The organism is Streptomyces sp. AN091965 (assembly GCF_022698285.1).
Taxonomy (GTDB): domain Bacteria; phylum Actinomycetota; class Actinomycetes; order Streptomycetales; family Streptomycetaceae; genus Streptomyces.
In genome coordinates, this window is the sequence record NZ_JALDMY010000001.1 from 5,401,461 (window position 1) to 5,418,347 (window position 16,887).

A 16,887-nucleotide genomic window follows, 5' to 3' on the forward strand; every position below is an offset into this window, starting at 1 on the left:
GTGTCGTGAGCCTTCTCTCGCGCCGGGCCCCTTGGTGCAAATGGCTGCAATAGCGGCGATAGGGGATGCCCGGCGTGGGGTCCCGGCCCGGTCGGCGTGTAAGTTCCGGGGCCGAGAGCCATGGAAGGGACCAATCCGGTGAACAAGAAGCTCGCGGCCGCAGTGTCCGGCGGTGCGGTACTGGTACTGGCGCTGTCGGGGTGCTCGGACGACGACGGCAACAAGAAGCTGGACGACTGGGCCAAGAAGGTCTGCGACACGGCCGTACAGGCACAGTCGAAGAAGATCGCGAACGCCAACGCGGCGATCAAGAAGCAGACCGCGGACAACAGCTCGCCGGAGGAAGTGAAGAAGACCGACTCGCAGGCGTTCCAGGACATCTCCGACGCCTACAAGGAGCGCAGCGCCGCCCTGAAGAAGGCGGGCGCGCCGCCGGTCGACGACGGCGAGAAGAAGCTGAACGCCGCCGTGAAGGAGCTGGACGGCCTCTCCAAGTCGTACGCGGACCTCAAGGCGCAGACCGACAAGCTCGACACGAAGAACCAGTCGGCCTTCGCGGACGACCTCGCGAAGGTCGCCGAGGGCCTCGGCAAGCTCAGCAAGAGCGAGAACACGGCCCAGAAGCAGCTGGAGGCCGGGGACGTCGGCAAGGCCATGCGCGAGCAGGACAGCTGCAAGGCAGGCAGCTCGCCGTCGTCCTCCTGACGGCGCGTCGGCCGGAGTCCTGATGGCGCGTCGGCCCAAGTCCCGACGGCCCGTCGACCGGGAGTCTGATGGCCCGTCGGCCCGAGTCCTGACGGCCTGTCGACCAGGAGTCTGACGGCCCGTCGGCCGGCGTCCTGACTGGCCCGTCGGCTGGATCCGTGCTGCGGGGCGCCTCCCGACAGGAGGCGCCCCTCTCGCGTGCCCCGGCGGGCCCTACGTGCGTGCCGCCGTGGCCACCACCGTCGTGTACCGCATCGTGAAGCCGCCCCCGGCCGCGTCCACGGCGGCTCCGACGCCCGCGAGGACCTCCTCCAGGAGGGGTGCAGGGAGGCCGGTGTGGCCGCCGGTCGTGGGCACCTGGTCCAGCCACTCGTCGCGGCTGTAGTCCCGCTCCCAGGCGAAGCGCCAGTGCTCCGGCGTGCCGAACGAGCCCGCCGCCCGCATCCCGTCGACGGCCCTCAGGGCGAGGGCCGCGTACGCGTCCCCGGCGGGCATCGCCCACTGGCGGGCGGCGAGCGAGTCGGGCAGCAGGCGGCGGTAGACCTCGGCGAAGGCGCGCACCAGGTCGGCCGGGGGCTCGCCCGCGTTCCAGAACACCGCGAGGCGGCCGCCGGGCCGCAGCGTCCGCGCCGCCCGCGCCGCGCCCGCGACCGGGTCCACCCAGTGCCACGTCTGGCCGGAGACCACCGCGTCGAAGACCCGCCCCGCCGGGTTCCACTCCTCGAACGCCGCCACCTCCACCGTGAGGCCGCGCCGTCGCGCCAGGGCCGCCATCCGCGGGTCCACCTCGACCCCGAGCACCCGGCAACCGGCCGCCTGGAACTGGCGGGCCGCGATGCCGGTCCCCGTGCCTACGTCGACGACGTCCGGTCCCGGACACGCGCCGACGACGCGGTCCACCAGGGCCTGGGGGTAGCGGGGCCGGGCCCGGTCGTAGCGAGCGGCGTCGGCGCCGAACGACTCGGCCACGTCGCGGTGTTGATGGGGTGTGGGCTCACGGGGAGGGCCCTGTTCCGGCGGCCCCGGCGGTAAAGTGGGCATGCGCCCACTATGAGTGGGCGATCGCCCACTCGTCAACGGCCCGGTCGCCACCGGTCAAGGGGCCCGTCGCCCACCCGCCGACGCGCCCGTCGGCCGCCAGCCAACCCGCCGTCGGCCGACGACGGCGGAAACGAACGCCCCTGTGGCCGACGGCCACAGAAAGAGAGGAGAGCGCCCCGGTGCCCACAGGAGTAGCCATCCGTGACGCGCGCGAGCAGCTCTTCGACGCCGCTGAGCGCGTCCTGCTCCGGGACGGGCCGAGCGCGCTGACCAGCCGGGCCGTCACCACGGAGGCGGGCTGCGCCAAGGGCGTGCTGCACCGGCACTTCGCCGACTTCGACGCCTTCCTCGCCGAACTGGTCCTGGACCGCGTCGCCCGGGTGGACCGGCAGGCCGCGGAGCTGCGCGCCTCCGCCGGGACCGGCACCGTCGTCGACAACCTCGCCGACGCCCTGACGGAGCTGTTCGGATCGGTCGCCGTGGCGGTGGTCGGCCTCGTCACCTCGCGGGACGAGCTGCGCGCCCGGCTGCGGCGGACGCGTCCCACCGGGGTCCCGGTGCTCGCGGAGGCCACCGCCATGGTCGCCGCCTACCTCTGCGCCGAGCGCGAACGGGGTCGTCTCGCGGCCTACGCCGACGTCGACACGCTCGCACCCACACTGATCGGCGCGGGACACCTGCTGTTCGCCGACAGGAAGGGCGCCCCGCCGGAGGCCGAGGCCGTCGTGAAGGTCGTGCGGACGGTCGTCGCGGGCGTTGTGCGCGGACCTCTGGCCTGAGGACGGGTCACAATGTGGGCGTGAGTTATGGCCTGCCTTTGACCGACCGTTCCGATGTCACCCCGCGCCTGAGGGAGGCCCTCCTGGGGGCCGACTTCACCGCGGACGGACTCCTCGAACTCCTGGGGGCGTCCGCGTACGCCGCGCTCGCGCGCAGCGAGACCGTGCCCGCGCTGCGGGCCACCCGGGGCGACGGTGACCTGGAGACGCTCGTACGGCTCTTCCTGTTGCAGCGTTCCGTGCCGCACGCGCGCGTGGAGCGCGTGCTGCCCGTCGGCCCTCTCCTGGAGAGCGGCTGGCTCACGGAGGACCGCGCGGCGGGCGAGGGCGGCGGCCTCAAGGCCACCGTCGACGTACGCCCGTACGGGGGGCCCGACGGCGAGGACTGGTTCATCGTCTCGGACCTGGGCTGCGCGGTCGGCGGGGCCGGGGGCATCGGCAGCCGCGACGAGGGCGTGGTGCTCGGCGTCGGCGGGGCCTCCACGACGCTCGCCGGGATCACCGTGCGCACGCCCGTGGCCAGCGCCCTCGACGTCGGCACGGGCTCCGGCATCCAGGCGCTGCACGCCGCCCAGCACGCCACCCGGGTCACCGCGACCGACCTCAACCCCCGTGCCCTGCACATCACCCGGCTCACGCTCGCGCTCTCCGGGGCGCCGGACGCGGACCTGCGGGAGGGCTCGCTGTACCAGCCGGTCGAGGGCGAGACGTACGACCTGATCGTGTCCAACCCGCCGTTCGTGATCTCGCCGGGCGCGCGGCTCACGTACCGCGACGGCGGCATGGGCGGGGACGATCTGTGCCGCTCGATCGTTCAGCAGGCGGGGGACAGGCTGAACGACGGGGGGTACGCCCAGTTCCTCGCCAACTGGCAGCACGTGGACGGCGAGGAGTGGACCGAGCGCGTCCGCTCCTGGGTGCCGCGCGGCTGTGACGCGTGGATCGTGCAGCGCGAGGTGCAGGACATCACGCAGTACGCGGAGCTGTGGCTGCGCGACGCCGGGGACCACCGCACCGACCCGGCGGAGTACGCGGCGCTGTACGACGCGTGGCTCGACGAGTTCGAGGCCCGCAGGACCAAGGGCGTCGGCTTCGGCTGGGTCACGCTGCGCAAGTCCGGTGCCGCGGAGCCGTCCGTGACCATCGAGGAGTGGCCGCACCCCGTCGAGCAGCCCCTCGGCGACACGGTCCGGGCCCACTTCGCCCGCCAGGACTATCTGCGCGCCCACGACGACGCCGCGCTGCTCGGCGACCACTTCAAGCTCGCCGCCGAAGTGGTGCAGGAGCAGGTCGGCATGCCGGGCGCCGAGGACCCGGAGCACGTCGTGCTGCGCCAGCACCGCGGCATGCGGCGGGCGACCCGCGTGGACACGGTGGGCGCGGGCTTCGCCGGCGTGTGTGACGGCACGCTCGGCGCGGGCCGCATCCTGGACGCCATCGCCCAGCTGATGGGCGAGGACCCGGTGGCGCTCCGGGACCGCACCCCGGCCCAGATCCGGCTCCTGGTGGAGCAGGGGTTCCTGGAGCCGGTGGGGCAGTAGGGACGGGGGTGCCGACCGGGGCCGCGGCTCGTACCGGCCCCGATCGGTCACGTACGTGGCGTGAGCGACTTCCGTACGCAACGTGACGAGTCCCTGCCACCCTGGGAGGCCGACCCCCGTACCCACCCGGAGTCGGCCCTTCCGCGTAGGGAACCGGCCATTGTCGCCCCGGCCCGCCGCCCCTCGTTCACCCGGATTTCGTGGTTCCGCCGCCTGGGCGTGCCAGCGTCCGCAGCCGGGGCATCCATGAGGTGCCACGTACGGAACCGGCACGGGGAGGCCAGGCCATGGAGAGCGGACCAGCGATCTTCGCCGGGGCGGTGTTCGCGCTGTTCGGCGCGGCACTGCTGCTGTGGACCGGCACCCGCGTCGCCCACCGCGCCCCGGTGGCGCACGGCGTGCAGCAGACGGCCGCCGCGACCCTCGCCGCCGTCGCGGGCCTCGGCGCGCTGGCCTTGGCGGTGTGGTCCTTCACACGCGTGTGAAGCCCGCCCGGGGCGCCCCGGGCCCGGAACCGGGAGTCCGCACCCCCGGGGCCCCGCCCCCGTCGGCCTTCGGCCGGGCGTGCGACGTGACGGACGGCCACCGGCCTACGTACCGCCTGGGGACCCGGGAAGCCGAGAGACCCGGCGAGACCCGGCACGGAGCACGGCGCACGGCCTGAGGCCAGCCCAGGCGGCAGGAATGGCGGTAGTCGGGTTACCGTTCGAGTGGCCGTTGCGGGCTTTTCCCGTTTGACACGGGGGCGGGATGTACCGTCACACTCCGCAGCGACAGCGCAACCGCAAGCGCAGTCGCGGCGACCCCCCAAGGGGGGCGCCGGGCACCGCACTGCCAACCGAGCGTCGACCGGAGAGAAGAGCGAAGTTGTCCCCGACCAGCGAGACCGCACAGGGCGGCCGCCGACTCGTCATCGTCGAGTCGCCTGCCAAGGCGAAGACGATCAAGGGCTACCTCGGCCCCGGCTACATCGTCGAGGCGAGCGTCGGGCACATCCGTGACCTTCCCAACGGCGCCGCTGAGGTCCCCGAGAAGTACACGGGCGAGGTCCGCCGCCTCGGCGTGGACGTCGAGCACGACTTCCAGCCCATCTATGTCGTCAACGCCGACAAGAAGGCCCAGGTCAAGAAGCTCAAGGACCTCCTCAAGGAGTCCGACGAACTCTTCCTCGCCACCGATGAGGACCGCGAGGGCGAAGCCATCGCGTGGCACCTCCTCGAGGTCCTGAAGCCCAAGGTCCCGGTCAAGCGCATGGTGTTCCACGAGATCACCAAGGACGCGATCCAGGGCGCCGTCCGCAACCCGCGCGAGCTCAACCAGCGCATGGTCGACGCCCAGGAGACCCGCCGCATCCTCGACCGCCTGTACGGCTACGAGGTCTCGCCGGTGCTCTGGAAGAAGGTCATGCCGCGGCTCTCCGCGGGCCGCGTGCAGTCCGTGGCGACCCGGCTCGTCGTCGAGCGCGAGCGCGAGCGCATCGCCTTCCGCTCCGCCGAGTACTGGGACCTGACCGGCACCTTCGGCACCGGCCGTGCCGGCGACCCAAGCGACCCCTCGCAGCTGGTGGCCCGGCTGACGACGGTCGACGGCAAGCGCGTCGCCCAGGGCCGCGACTTCGACTCCCTCGGGCAGCTGAAGAGCCAGAACACCCTGCACCTGGACGAGGCCAATGCCCGCGCGCTGGCCGCCGCCCTGGAGCACACGGACTTCGCGGTCCGCTCCGTCGAGTCCAAGCCCTACCGCCGCTCCCCGTACGCACCGTTCCGTACGACGACGATGCAGCAGGAGGCCTCGCGCAAGCTCGGCTTCGGCGCGAAGGCCACCATGCAGGTGGCCCAGAAGCTGTACGAGAACGGCTTCATCACCTATATGCGTACGGACTCAACGACCCTGTCCGACACGGCGGTCACGGCGGCCCGCGCACAGGTCACGCAGCTGTACGGCGGCGACTACCTGCCGGACAAGCCGCGCACGTACGCCGGGAAGGTCAAGAACGCGCAGGAGGCGCACGAGGCGATCCGCCCGTCGGGTGATCGTTTCCGCACGCCCGCCGAGACCGGCCTGACCGGCGACCAGTTCCGGCTCTACGAGCTGATCTGGAAGCGGACCGTCGCCTCCCAGATGAAGGACGCGACGGGCAACTCGGTCACCGTGAAGATCGGCGGCCGGGCCGCCGACGGCCGTGACGCCGAGTTCAGCGCGTCCGGCAAGACCATCACCTTCCACGGCTTCCTCAAGGCCTACGTCGAGGGCGCCGACGACCCGAACGCCGAGCTGGACGACCGCGAGCGCCGCCTCCCGCAGGTCTCCCAGGGCGACGCGCTGTCCGCCGACGACATGTCCGTCGACGGCCACGCCACCAAGCCCCCGGCCCGCTACACCGAGGCCTCCCTGGTCAAGGAGCTCGAAGAGCGCGAGATCGGCCGCCCGTCGACGTACGCGTCGATCATCGGCACGATCCTCGACCGCGGCTACGTCTTCAAGAAGGGCACGGCCCTGGTGCCGTCCTTCCTGTCCTTCGCCGTGGTGAACCTCCTGGAGAAGCACTTCGGGCGGCTCGTCGACTACGACTTCACCGCCCGCATGGAGGACGACCTCGACCGCATCGCGCGCGGCGAGGCGCAGGCCGTGCCGTGGCTGCGACGGTTCTACTTCGGCGAGGGCGAGGGCACCGGCGGTGCCGCGGACGCCGGGAACGGCGACGGGGACCACCTCGGCGGCCTCAAGGAGCTCGTCACCGACCTGGGCGCGATCGACGCCCGCGAGGTGTCGTCCTTCCCCGTCGACAACGGCATCGTGCTGCGCGTCGGCCGCTACGGCCCGTACATCGAGCGCGGCGAGAAGGACTCCGAGAACCACCAGCGCGCCGACATCCCGGACGACCTGGCGCCCGACGAGCTCACCGTCGAGTACGCGGAGGAGCTGCTCGCCAAGCCGAGCGGCGACTTCCAGCTCGGCACCGACCCGGAGACGGGCCGCGAGATCGTCGCCAAGGACGGCCGCTACGGCCCGTACGTCACCGAGGTGCTCCCCGAGGGCACCCCGAAGACCGGCAAGAACGCGGTCAAGCCGCGCACGGCCTCGCTCTTCAAGACGATGTCCCTGGACACGGTGACGCTCGCCGACGCGCTCAAGCTGATGTCGCTGCCGCGCGTCGTCGGCACCGACGCCGAGGGCGTCGAGATCACCGCGCAGAACGGCCGCTACGGCCCGTATCTGAAGAAGGGCACGGACTCGCGCTCCCTGGAGACCGAGGACCAGCTCTTCACCATCACCCTCGACGAGGCCCTGGAGATCTACTCCAAGCCCAAGCAGCGCGGCCGCGCCGCCGCGAAGCCGCCGCTCAAGGAGCTCGGCGAGGACCCGGTCAGCGGCAAGCCGGTCGTCGTGAAGGACGGCCGCTTCGGTCCGTACGTGACCGACGGCGAGACCAACGCGACGCTGCGGGCGGCCGACTCCGTGGAGGACATCACGCCCGAGCGCGGCTTCGAGCTGCTCGCGGAGAAGCGGGCGAAGGGCCCCGCGAAGAAGACCGCCAAGAAGGCCGTGAAGAAGGCCCCCGCCAAGAAGACGGCGGCCAAGAAGACCGCTGCCAAGAAAACGACGGCAAAGAAGACGGCCGCCAAGAAGACGACGACTACGAAGAAGGCCGTCGCCAAGAAGACGGCCGCCGCGGAGACCACCGACTGACCGGTGCCCTGCCGCGTGACCGGGAGACCACCGACGGACCGGGATCCTGCCGCCTGGCCGGGAGGCCACCGGTTGAACGGGAACCCCTTCCCGGCTGACCGGCGATCCACTCCTGCCGAGCCCCTGACTGTTCCCGGTCAGGGGCTCGCGTCGTACCGAGCGCCCCGGCGCCCTTCCGGTACTCCCCGTGGGCGACGCCCGTATGTTCGGGCGTCGCCGCTGTGAGGCCCTGCCTCCAGATAGGCTGGACGGATGACGCGTGCCGAACAGCCACCCGCCATGACCACGGTTCCCGACGACTCCCTGGCCGCGGATTCCCGCGAGCGCGCGGTGCGTGCCCTGCTGCGCGTGCCGCAGCTGAAGCGGTTGTGGAGCGCGCACCTCGTCGGGAGCGTCGGCGACGGCCTGGCGCTGCTCGTCCTCGTCGTCCTCGGGCTCCAGTCGGCCATCGCCGAAGGAGCCTTCGGCGGCGGCTACCGCGGAGTCGCGATCGCCGTGACCGCCGTCTTCGGGGCCCGCGTCCTGGCGACGCTGCTCTTCGGGGCGGTCCTGCTCGGCCCGCTGACGACCCTCACCTCGCCCGACGGGCCCCTCGACCGCCGCTGGACCATGATCGGCGCCGATGGCGTGCGGGCCGCGCTCCTCGTCTGCGCGCCCCTGTGGAGCGTCTGGACGCCGGACAACGCGCTCGCGCTGCTCCTGGTCACGTCCTTCGTCGCCGGGGTCAGCGAGCGCTTCTGGACCGTCGCCCGCGAGAGCGCCGCGCCCGCCCTGCTGCCCAACCCGCCGCCGGAGGGCGCCGCCGTGCGCCCGCTGCCCGACCACCTGGACGCACTGCGCCGCCTGTCGCTGCGTACGGGCTTCGTGGCGCTGCCCCTGGCCGCCCTCGCGCTCGTCGCGGTCGGCCTCGTCAGCAACGTGCTCGGCTCGGGCGTCGACTGGTTCGAGCGGCACCAGGCGGGGCTCGCCTCGTTCGTCGCCGCCGGGCTCTTCGCCGCGTCCGCCTCCGTCGTGTACGCCATCCGGCTGCCCGGCACGCAGACGCCGCGCCCGCGCAGCCCCCTGGAGGGCCTGCGCAGGCCCCGTACCGGAAGCGGCACCGACAAGGGCCGCACCGGCGCCATCCCGCTGCTCGTCGCCGCCTGCACCGCCGTCGCCGGGGCGGTCGCCGCGGCCGTCGCGGTCGCCGTGCTGCACGCCAAGGACCTCCAGGGCGGGCCCGTCACGTACGGCCTGTTCGTCTTCGCGCTGACCGGGGGCACGGTCGCGGGCATCCGCCTGGCGCCCGCGCTGCTGCCCTCGCTGTCGCGCCGCCGGCTGTTCGCCCTCGCCATCGCCGTGACCGGCGTCGCGCTCCTCGCGGCCGGGCTCGTGCCGGACCTGACGACCGTCCTGCTGATCCTGCTGCTCGCGGGCGTCGCGGCGGGCGTCGCCGCCAACACCGGGCACGCGCTCCTCGACCAGGAGGTCGAGGACTACCGCAGGGCCCGCACCACCGAGCACCTCCAGGCGGCCGTCCGCCTCTTCGTGGCGCTCGCCGTGCTCGTGGCGCCGCTGCTCGCCGCCGTCATCGGGCCGCACCGCATGGTCAACGGCAAGTTCGTGTTCGACCACGGGGGCGCCTCCTTCACGCTGATGCTGGTCGGCGCGCTGCTCCTGCCGGTGGCCGCGCTCGTCCTCGCCAAGGTCGACGACCGGCAGGGCGTACCGCTCCGGCACGACCTGCGGGACGCGCTGCGCGGCGGCGACGACCCGGTGCAGACGCCCGCCGACTCCGGCTTCTTCATCGCCCTGGAGGGCGGCGACGGCGCCGGGAAGTCCACCCAGGCCGAGGCGCTCGCCGACTGGATCCGGGCCAAGGGCCACGAGGTCGTCGTCACGCGCGAGCCGGGCGCCACGCCCGTCGGCAAGCGGCTGCGGTCGATCCTGCTCGACGTGTCGTCGGCCGGTCTCTCGCACCGCGCCGAGGCACTCCTGTACGCCGCTGACCGCGCCGAGCACGTCGACACCGTCGTACGGCCCGCCCTCGCACGCGGAGCCGTGGTGATCTCCGACCGGTACATCGACTCGTCCGTGGCCTACCAGGGCGCGGGCCGCGACCTGTCCCCGACCGAGGTGGCCCGCATCAACCGCTGGGCGACCGGCGGTCTCGTCCCGCACCTCACCGTCCTGCTCGACGTGGCGCCCGAGGCCGCGCGCGAGCGCTTCACCGAGGCGCCCGACCGCTTGGAGTCCGAGCCCGCCGAGTTCCACGCGCGCGTGCGGTCCGGCTTCCTCACGCTGGCCGCCGCCGACCCCGGCCGTTACCTGGTCGTCGACGCCGCCCAGGAGCCGGAGGCCGTCACGACGGTCATCCGGCACCGGCTCGACGTAGTCCTGCCGCTCTCCGAAGCCGAGGTCAAGGCCCAGGAGGAGGCCCGCCGCAAGGCCGAGGAGGAGGCCCGGCGGCGCGCCGAGGAAGAGGCAGCCCGCAAGGCCGAGGAGGAGCGCAAGGAGCGCGAGCGCCAGGAGCAGCTCGCCAAGCTGCGCGCCGAGGAGGAGGAGCGCAAGCGGCGCGAGCTGGAGGAGGCCCAGCGCCGCGAGGCCGAACGCCAGGCGGAGGAGGCCCGGCAGCGCGCCGAGGAGGCCCGCCGCAAGGCCGAGGAAGAGGCCCGGCGGCGCGCCGAGGAGGAAGCGGCCCGCAAGGCCGAGGAGGAAGCGCGGCGGCGCGCCGAGGAGGAAGCCCGGCGCAAGGCCGAGGAAGAGGCCCGGCTGCGCGCCGAGGCGGAGGCCAGGCGCCTGGAGAAGCAGCGCAAGGCGGAGGAGGCGCTGCGGCGTGCAGAGGAGGCACGGCGGCTCGCGGAGGCGGCGGCGTCCGCCGCGGCGTCCGCGACGGTGACGGCCTCTCCGTCGGAGGCGCCGCCTGCTCCGGGCCGCGCCCCGGCCCGGGCTTCGGCGGCTCGCCCGGCCGAGGCGAAGGCCTCGCTGCACAAGAAGCCCGCTGCGGCGGAGGCCCCCTCGCCCTCGGCCGAGCAGGCCTCGTCCGAGCGGCCCTCGGCCAAGCAGGCCTCGTCCGACGACCGGCCGACCTCGCCGGACAACGAGACCACCGTGACGACGCCGGTCGTGGACCCGAAGGCGCTCGGCGCCACCGACGAGACGGCGAAGCTGCCGCAGGCCACGAAGGGCGCGGCCGACGAGACGACCGTGCTCCCGAAGGCGACCGTGGACGGCGCCGCCGATGAGACGACCGTGCTCCCGAAGGCGACCGTGGACGGCGCCGCCGATGAGACCACTGTCCTTCCGCAGGTGACCGTGGACGGCTCGGCGGACGAGACGACGGTCCTTCCGGCCGTCCGGGACGACGTGGCGGACCGGGTGCCGCCCGGCTACTTCCGCGACGAGCGGGACCAGCCCGCCGCCCAGCCCGCCACGCAGCCCTCCGCGCACGACGACCTCGGCCCGAACGACCGGACGCGCGAGCTGCCGCAGGTCGACGAGAACGGCACCCCGCGCCGCCAGCGCTCCGAGTGGGCGGAGGAGACGCCGATGGATGACCTGCCGTCGCTCGCGGACGAACTCCTCGGGTCGCACGAGGACGAGCCGGAGGACCGGGGCAGGCGCCGCCGCCGTTGACCGTACGACGGAACGAAAGCGCAGGTCAGCGGGTGCACGGTCGGGGTTGTCAGTGCCGTGCCCCACAATGAATTCCGACAGTGCGACGTGATGCTGCGGCGTGCGGCGTGCGGCGTGCGGCGTGCGGCGTGCGGCGTATGACGTGCGTGGTGACGGTGGCGTGTGCGCGGCAGCGGTGGTGGCGGCTGCTCGCGGACGGACGGTGCCGGTGGCCGCGTGCGACGGTGACGTGCGTGCGACGGTGACGTGCATGTGGCAGTGACGGCGTGCAGCAGTGACGGCGTGCGTGCGGCGATGGCATCCGTGGGCGGTGGCGTCCGTGCGACAACTATCTGTGCTGTCCGTGCTATCCGTGCGACAGCTAGGCGAAGGCGGTGACCCGTGCCGGTATGGGACGACCTGGTGGGCCAGGAGAAGGTGAGCGTGCAGCTCGCGGCCGCCGCGCGTGACGCCGACACCCTGGTCACCGCGGCCGCCACCGGCGCGCCCGCGCCCGAGGCCTCGAAGATGACGCACGCCTGGCTGTTCACGGGCCCGCCCGGCTCGGGCCGCGCCGACGCCGCGCGCGCCTTCGCCGCCGCCCTGCAGTGCGTGAGCCCCGACCGCGCGCTCGGCGGGGAGCCCGGCTGCGGCTTCTGCGACGGCTGCCACACGAGCCTGATCGGCACCCACGCGGACGTGGAGGTCATCCGCACCGACCTCCTGTCCATCGGCGTCAAGGAGACCCGCGACCTGGTCCGCCGCGCCCAGCTCTCGCCTGCCGGAGGGCGCTGGCAGGTCATCGTCCTGGAGGACGCCGACCGCCTCACCGAAGGCGCGGGCAACGTCCTCCTGAAGGCCGTGGAGGAGCCCGCCCCCCGCACCGTGTGGCTGCTCTGCGCGCCCTCCCTGGAGGACGTGCTGCCCACCATCCGCTCCCGCTGCCGCCACCTGACGCTGCGTACGCCGTCGGTGGACGCGGTCGCCGACATGCTCGTACGCCGCGACGGCATCGAGCCCGCCGCCGCCGCGGCCGCCGCCCGCGCCACCCAGGGGCACATCGACCGGGCCCGCCGCCTGGCGACGGACGAGCGCGCGCGGCAGCGCCGTGCCGCCGTGCTCAAGCTGCCGCTGCGGGTCGACGACGTCGGCGGCTGTCTGCGGGCCGCGCAGGAGCTGATCGACACGGCCGCCGAGGAGGCCAAGCAGGTCGCCGAGGACATCGACGCCAAGGAGACCGAGGAACTCAAGGCGGCGCTCGGCGCGGCGCAGGGTGGCCGGATGCCGCGCGGCACGGCGGGTGCGATGAAGGAGCTGGAGGACAAGCAGAAGCGCCGCAAGACCCGTACGCAGCGCGACAGCCTCGACCTGGCCCTGATCGACCTGACCGGTGTCTACCGGGACGTGCTCGCGCTCCAGTTGGGCTCCCGCGTGCCGCTGGCCAACACGGAGGTGCAGGACATGCTGGAGCGCCTGGCGCGTGGCACGTCACCGGAGTCCACGCTGCGCCGCATCGAGGCGATCGGAGCCTGCCGCACGGCGCTGGACCGCAATGTGGCACCGCTGCTCGCGGTGGAGGCGATGACGGTGGCGCTGCGGGCGGGGTGAGCGCGGGGGAGGGCTGACGGGGCACCGGCACGGGGCACTGACGGGTCACCGTCATGAGGCACCGACGGCCACCGGCACGAGGCACCGACGGGCACCGGCACGGGCCACCGGCACGAGGCACCCACTGGCACTGGCACGGGCCCCTGCCGGTCACCGGCACGTGACACCGACGGCACACCGACACAGGGCACTGACGGGACGCCAACACGGGGCACTGAGGGGACAAGACCGTGGATACCGGTCACCGGCGCGGAGATGCGAACAGCAGGTCACCCGAAAGGGCACGCATGGTGATCGTGCGACACCGGAGCGTTACTCTCGCCGGATGGGAACCACCAGCCGCGCCCGACGCCCCCGTCCCCCAGGCCGCCCCAGGGCGTCCCGCGCCCGCCGGGGCGTCCTCGCGCTGCTGGCCGCCGCGCTGCTCATCCCCGGCTGCTCGTCGGGCGGTTCGGAAGATCCCTCGGCGAACGTCGCCCTGGCCGCGCTGCCCCGGGCCACGCCGGAGCACCTGACGTCGTACTACGACCAGAAGCCGCGCTGGCGGGCCTGCGGGGTGCCTGACTTCGAGTGCGCGACGCTGCGCGTGCCGCGTGACTACGCCGCCCCGGACGCGGGTGACCTGCGCCTCGCCGTGTCCCGCAAGCGGGCGACGGGCAAGGCGGGTGACCGCCTCGGCTCGCTCCTGGTCAACCCGGGCGGCCCCGGCGGCTCGGCGATCGACTACCTCCAGTCGTACGCGGCGCTCGGCTACCCCGGCAAAGTCCGCGCCCGCTACGACATGGTGGCCGTCGACCCGCGCGGCGTGGCCCGCAGCGAGCCCGTCACGTGCCTGAACGACCGCGAGATGGACGCGTACACGCAGACGGACGTGACGCCCGACGACGCGGCCGAGACGAAGGGGCTCACCGCGTCCTACCGGAAGTTCACGGCGGGCTGCGAGCGGCGTGCGGGCGGCCTCCTGAAGCACGTCTCCACCGTCGAGACGGCCCGGGACATGGACGTCCTGCGGGCGGCCCTCGGCGACAAGAAACTGACGTACGTCGGGGCGTCGTACGGCACGTTCCTCGGCGCGACGTACGCCGGGCTCTTCCCCGACCGGGTGGGCCGCCTGGTCCTGGACGGGGCGATGGACCCGTCGCTCTCGGCCCGCCGGATGAACGAGGACCAGACGGCGGGCTTCGAGACGGCCTTCCAGTCGTTCGCGAAGGACTGCGCGCGGCGGGCGGACTGCCCCCTCGGCCGCAAGAGCCCCGCGGACGCGGGCCGCCGCCTGAAGGGCTTCTTCGCGGACCTCGACCGCGCCCCGCTCCCCGCGGGCGACCCGGGCCCGGCCGGTGGCCGCGCACTCGGCGAGGCGCTCGCCACCACGGGCGTGATCGCCGCGATGTACGACGAGTCGGCCTGGCCCCAGCTGCGCGACGCCCTCGACGCGGCGATGCGCGACCGCGACGGCTCGGCCCTGCTGGCCCTCTCCGACAGCTACTACGAGCGGGACGGCGACGGCGCGTACTCGAACCTCATGTACGCCAACGCCGCCGTGAACTGCCTGGACCTCCCGCCGTCCTTCCGCTCCCCCGAGGACGTGAAGGCCGCCCTCCCCGCCTTCGCCAAGGCCTCGCCCGTCTTCGGCGAAGGCCTCGCGTGGTCGGCCCTGAACTGCGCGTACTGGCCCGTGCGGGCCACGGGCGAGCCCCATCGCATCGAGGCGAAGGGCGCCGCCCCGATCCTCGTCGCCGGCACCACCCGCGACCCCGCCACCCCCTACCGCTGGGCCAAGGCTCTCGCCTCCCAGCTCTCCTCGGGCCGCCTCCTCACCTACGAGGGCGACGGCCACACGGCGTACGGCCGCGGCAGCCGCTGCGTCGACGACACGATCAACACCTACCTCCTGGAGGGCCGCGCCCCCCGTACGACCAAGCGCTGCGCGTAACCCCAGCTCACACCCCTCCGGCCGCCCGCCCGGAGGGGTGTACGGAGCACCCCCGGAAACTGTGTAGACTTGCTGACGTTGCTGATCGCACCATAGGTGCGGGACGCGCGCCGCCTTAGCTCAGATGGCCAGAGCAACGCACTCGTAATGCGTAGGTCTCGGGTTCGAATCCCGAAGGCGGCTCCGCTGGGACCCCAGGTCGTGTAGATCACGGCCTGGGGTTTTTCTGTGTCTCCAGGGTTCCGTCCCGTACCGCACGTGTGAGGTGCAGCGGCCTGTGTGCAGTGCACAGATTCGTGGGGGGATCCGTGTGCTGAGGCGTTATGTACGGGGTCGGTGGAGGGCTGCCTACGATGCGCGGACGGTGAGAGGGGTGGAGCGGATGGGCGTGGGTGGGCGCGGGGAGAGGGGGCCCGTCGGGTTCGGGGCTGTGGCTGGGGTCTGGCCGGAGCGGGTCGCGGTGGTTGAGGCCGACGGGGGTGAGGTGACGTACGCGGAGCTGGCGGGGCGGGTTCATCGGCTGACGCTTGCGCTCGCGCGGCTCGGGGTGCGGCCGGGGGAGTGCGTTGCCGCGATGCTTCCCAACAGCCGGGCCTTCTTCGAACTGCGGCTGGCCACCGGGCAGTCGGGGCTGTACTTCACGCCCTTCAGCCACCACTTCACCACGCCTGAAGTCGAGCATGTGGTCGTTGACAGTGGGGCCCGGGTTGTTGTGGTGGACGTGGGGCTCGTCGGGGTCGCCGGGGCCGCGCTCGATGCCGCGGGGGTGCCGGTCGAGCGGCGGGTCGTGTGGGGCGGCAGCGCGCCCGGCTGGGTGGCGTACGAGGAGCTGCTCGCCGCCGAGGCCGCCACGCCTCCGGCCGAGCCGCGCGCGGGCGCCGTGATGCTCTACACCTCCGGGACGACCGGGCGGCCCAAGGCCGTCCGCAGGCAGCTGCCGGCGGCGCCCCCCGGGCCGAGCCCGTACGAGCTGGACTTCATGGCCCGGTGCGGCGTCGGGCCCGGGCCCTTCACGCAGCTGTGCGCGGCGCCGCTCTACCACGCGGCCCCCGGCCTGTTCGCGAACATGGCGCTCCAGCTCGGCCACACCGTCGTCCTCGCGGAGCGCCCGCGCACGGAGGACTGGCTGCGGCTCGTCGACCAGCACGCCGTCGATTTCCTGTTCACCGTGCCCACGGTCCTGCACCGGCTGCTGCGCCTGCCCGCCGGGACCCGCGCGCGCTACGACACGTCGAGCCTGCGCGCCGTCGTGCACGGGGCCGCGCCCTGCCCACCGGACGTGAAGCGGCGCGCCATCGACTGGTTCGGGCCCGTCCTGTACGAGTTCTACGCGGCCACGGAGGGCGGGGTGACCGCCGTGGACAGCGCGGACTGGCTGGCCAGGCCCGGCACGGTCGGCCTGCCGCTGGCCGACGTCGAGGTCCGCGTCCTCGACGAGGACGGGCGGCCGCTGCCCCCGGGAGAGACCGGCGGGGTGTACTTCCGGCCGGTCATCCCCTTCGCGTACCACGGTGACCCGGACAAGACCCGACGGGCCATGTGCGACGGGTACTTCACCGCCGGTGACTACGGGTATCTGGACGCCGACGGCTGGCTCTTCCTGCGTGACCGGCGCACCGACCTCATCGTCTCCGGGGGCGTGAACGTGTACCCGGCCGAGGTCGAGGCCGTGCTCCTCGCGCACCCCGAGGTCGCCGACGCGGCCGTCGTGGGCGTGCCGGACGAGGAGTGGGGGCAGCGGGTCGGCGCCGTCGTGCGGCCCGAGGCGGGCGCGGACGCCGCCGACGGGCTCGTGGAGCGGCTCGTCGCGCACTGCCGGGGCGCGCTCGCGGGGTTCAAGGTGCCGCGGGTGATCGAGCTGCGCGCGGAGGTGCCCCGGTCGGAGGCCGGGAAGGTGCTGCGGCGGGAGATCCGCATCACGGGCGCGTAGCCCCGGAGCAGGATCATGACCCCCTCGACCACGCCATGACCCCCTCAACCACGCCATGACCCCCTC

At 73.6% G+C, this 16,887-nt stretch carries 10 protein-coding genes and 1 tRNA gene; 10 read left to right on the forward strand and 1 reads right to left on the reverse strand.

The window, feature by feature from the left end; genetic code table 11:
* Nucleotides 1-120 precede the first annotated feature (120 nt).
* Nucleotides 121-705, forward strand: a complete 585-nt coding sequence (locus MQV74_RS22910; RefSeq protein ID WP_138961052.1) for a small secreted protein — start codon at nt 121-123, stop codon at nt 703-705.
* 213 nt (nt 706-918) lie between these two features.
* Here the strand turns inward: MQV74_RS22910 and MQV74_RS22915 are convergent, their stop codons facing one another.
* Complete coding sequence (locus MQV74_RS22915; RefSeq protein ID WP_242720457.1) at nt 919-1,746, reverse strand: class I SAM-dependent methyltransferase; 828 nt, start codon at nt 1,744-1,746, stop codon at nt 919-921.
* 179 nt (nt 1,747-1,925) lie between these two features.
* On the opposite strand from MQV74_RS22915, the gene MQV74_RS22920 reads away from it, so the two are divergent.
* From MQV74_RS22920 to MQV74_RS22960, 9 genes are all read left to right on the forward strand, one after another.
* Complete coding sequence (locus MQV74_RS22920) at nt 1,926-2,525, forward strand: TetR/AcrR family transcriptional regulator (RefSeq protein ID WP_242720459.1); 600 nt, start codon at nt 1,926-1,928, stop codon at nt 2,523-2,525.
* 32 nt (nt 2,526-2,557) lie between these two features.
* Nucleotides 2,558-4,066, forward strand: coding sequence for a DUF7059 domain-containing protein (locus MQV74_RS22925; RefSeq protein ID WP_242729010.1), 1,509 nt, complete (start codon nt 2,558-2,560; stop codon nt 4,064-4,066).
* A 287-nt stretch (nt 4,067-4,353) separates the two neighbouring features.
* Nucleotides 4,354-4,551 carry a hypothetical protein gene (locus MQV74_RS22930; protein ID WP_242720461.1) on the forward strand — a complete coding sequence of 66 codons (198 nt, stop codon included), beginning with the start codon at nt 4,354-4,356 and terminating at the stop codon, nt 4,549-4,551.
* 382 nt (nt 4,552-4,933) lie between these two features.
* Nucleotides 4,934-7,756, forward strand: a complete 2,823-nt coding sequence (gene topA / locus MQV74_RS22935) for a type I DNA topoisomerase (RefSeq protein WP_242720463.1) — start codon at nt 4,934-4,936, stop codon at nt 7,754-7,756.
* A 252-nt stretch (nt 7,757-8,008) separates the two neighbouring features.
* Nucleotides 8,009-11,371, forward strand: a complete 3,363-nt coding sequence (gene tmk / locus MQV74_RS22940) for a dTMP kinase (RefSeq protein WP_242720465.1) — start codon at nt 8,009-8,011, stop codon at nt 11,369-11,371.
* 381 nt (nt 11,372-11,752) lie between these two features.
* Nucleotides 11,753-12,958: a DNA polymerase III subunit delta' gene (locus MQV74_RS22945; protein WP_242720467.1), complete on the forward strand. Its 1,206-nt coding sequence runs from the start codon at nt 11,753-11,755 to the stop codon at nt 12,956-12,958.
* A 325-nt stretch (nt 12,959-13,283) separates the two neighbouring features.
* Complete coding sequence (locus tag MQV74_RS22950; RefSeq protein ID WP_242720469.1) at nt 13,284-14,891, forward strand: alpha/beta hydrolase; 1,608 nt, start codon at nt 13,284-13,286, stop codon at nt 14,889-14,891.
* A 109-nt stretch (nt 14,892-15,000) separates the two neighbouring features.
* Nucleotides 15,001-15,074 (forward strand) — tRNA-Thr (locus MQV74_RS22955).
* Nucleotides 15,075-15,273: 199 nt separating this feature from the next.
* A complete protein-coding gene (locus tag MQV74_RS22960) occupies nt 15,274-16,821 on the forward strand; it encodes an AMP-binding protein (protein WP_242720471.1) in 1,548 nt (515 codons plus the stop codon).
* The last annotated feature ends 66 nt before the right edge of the window (nt 16,822-16,887 follow it).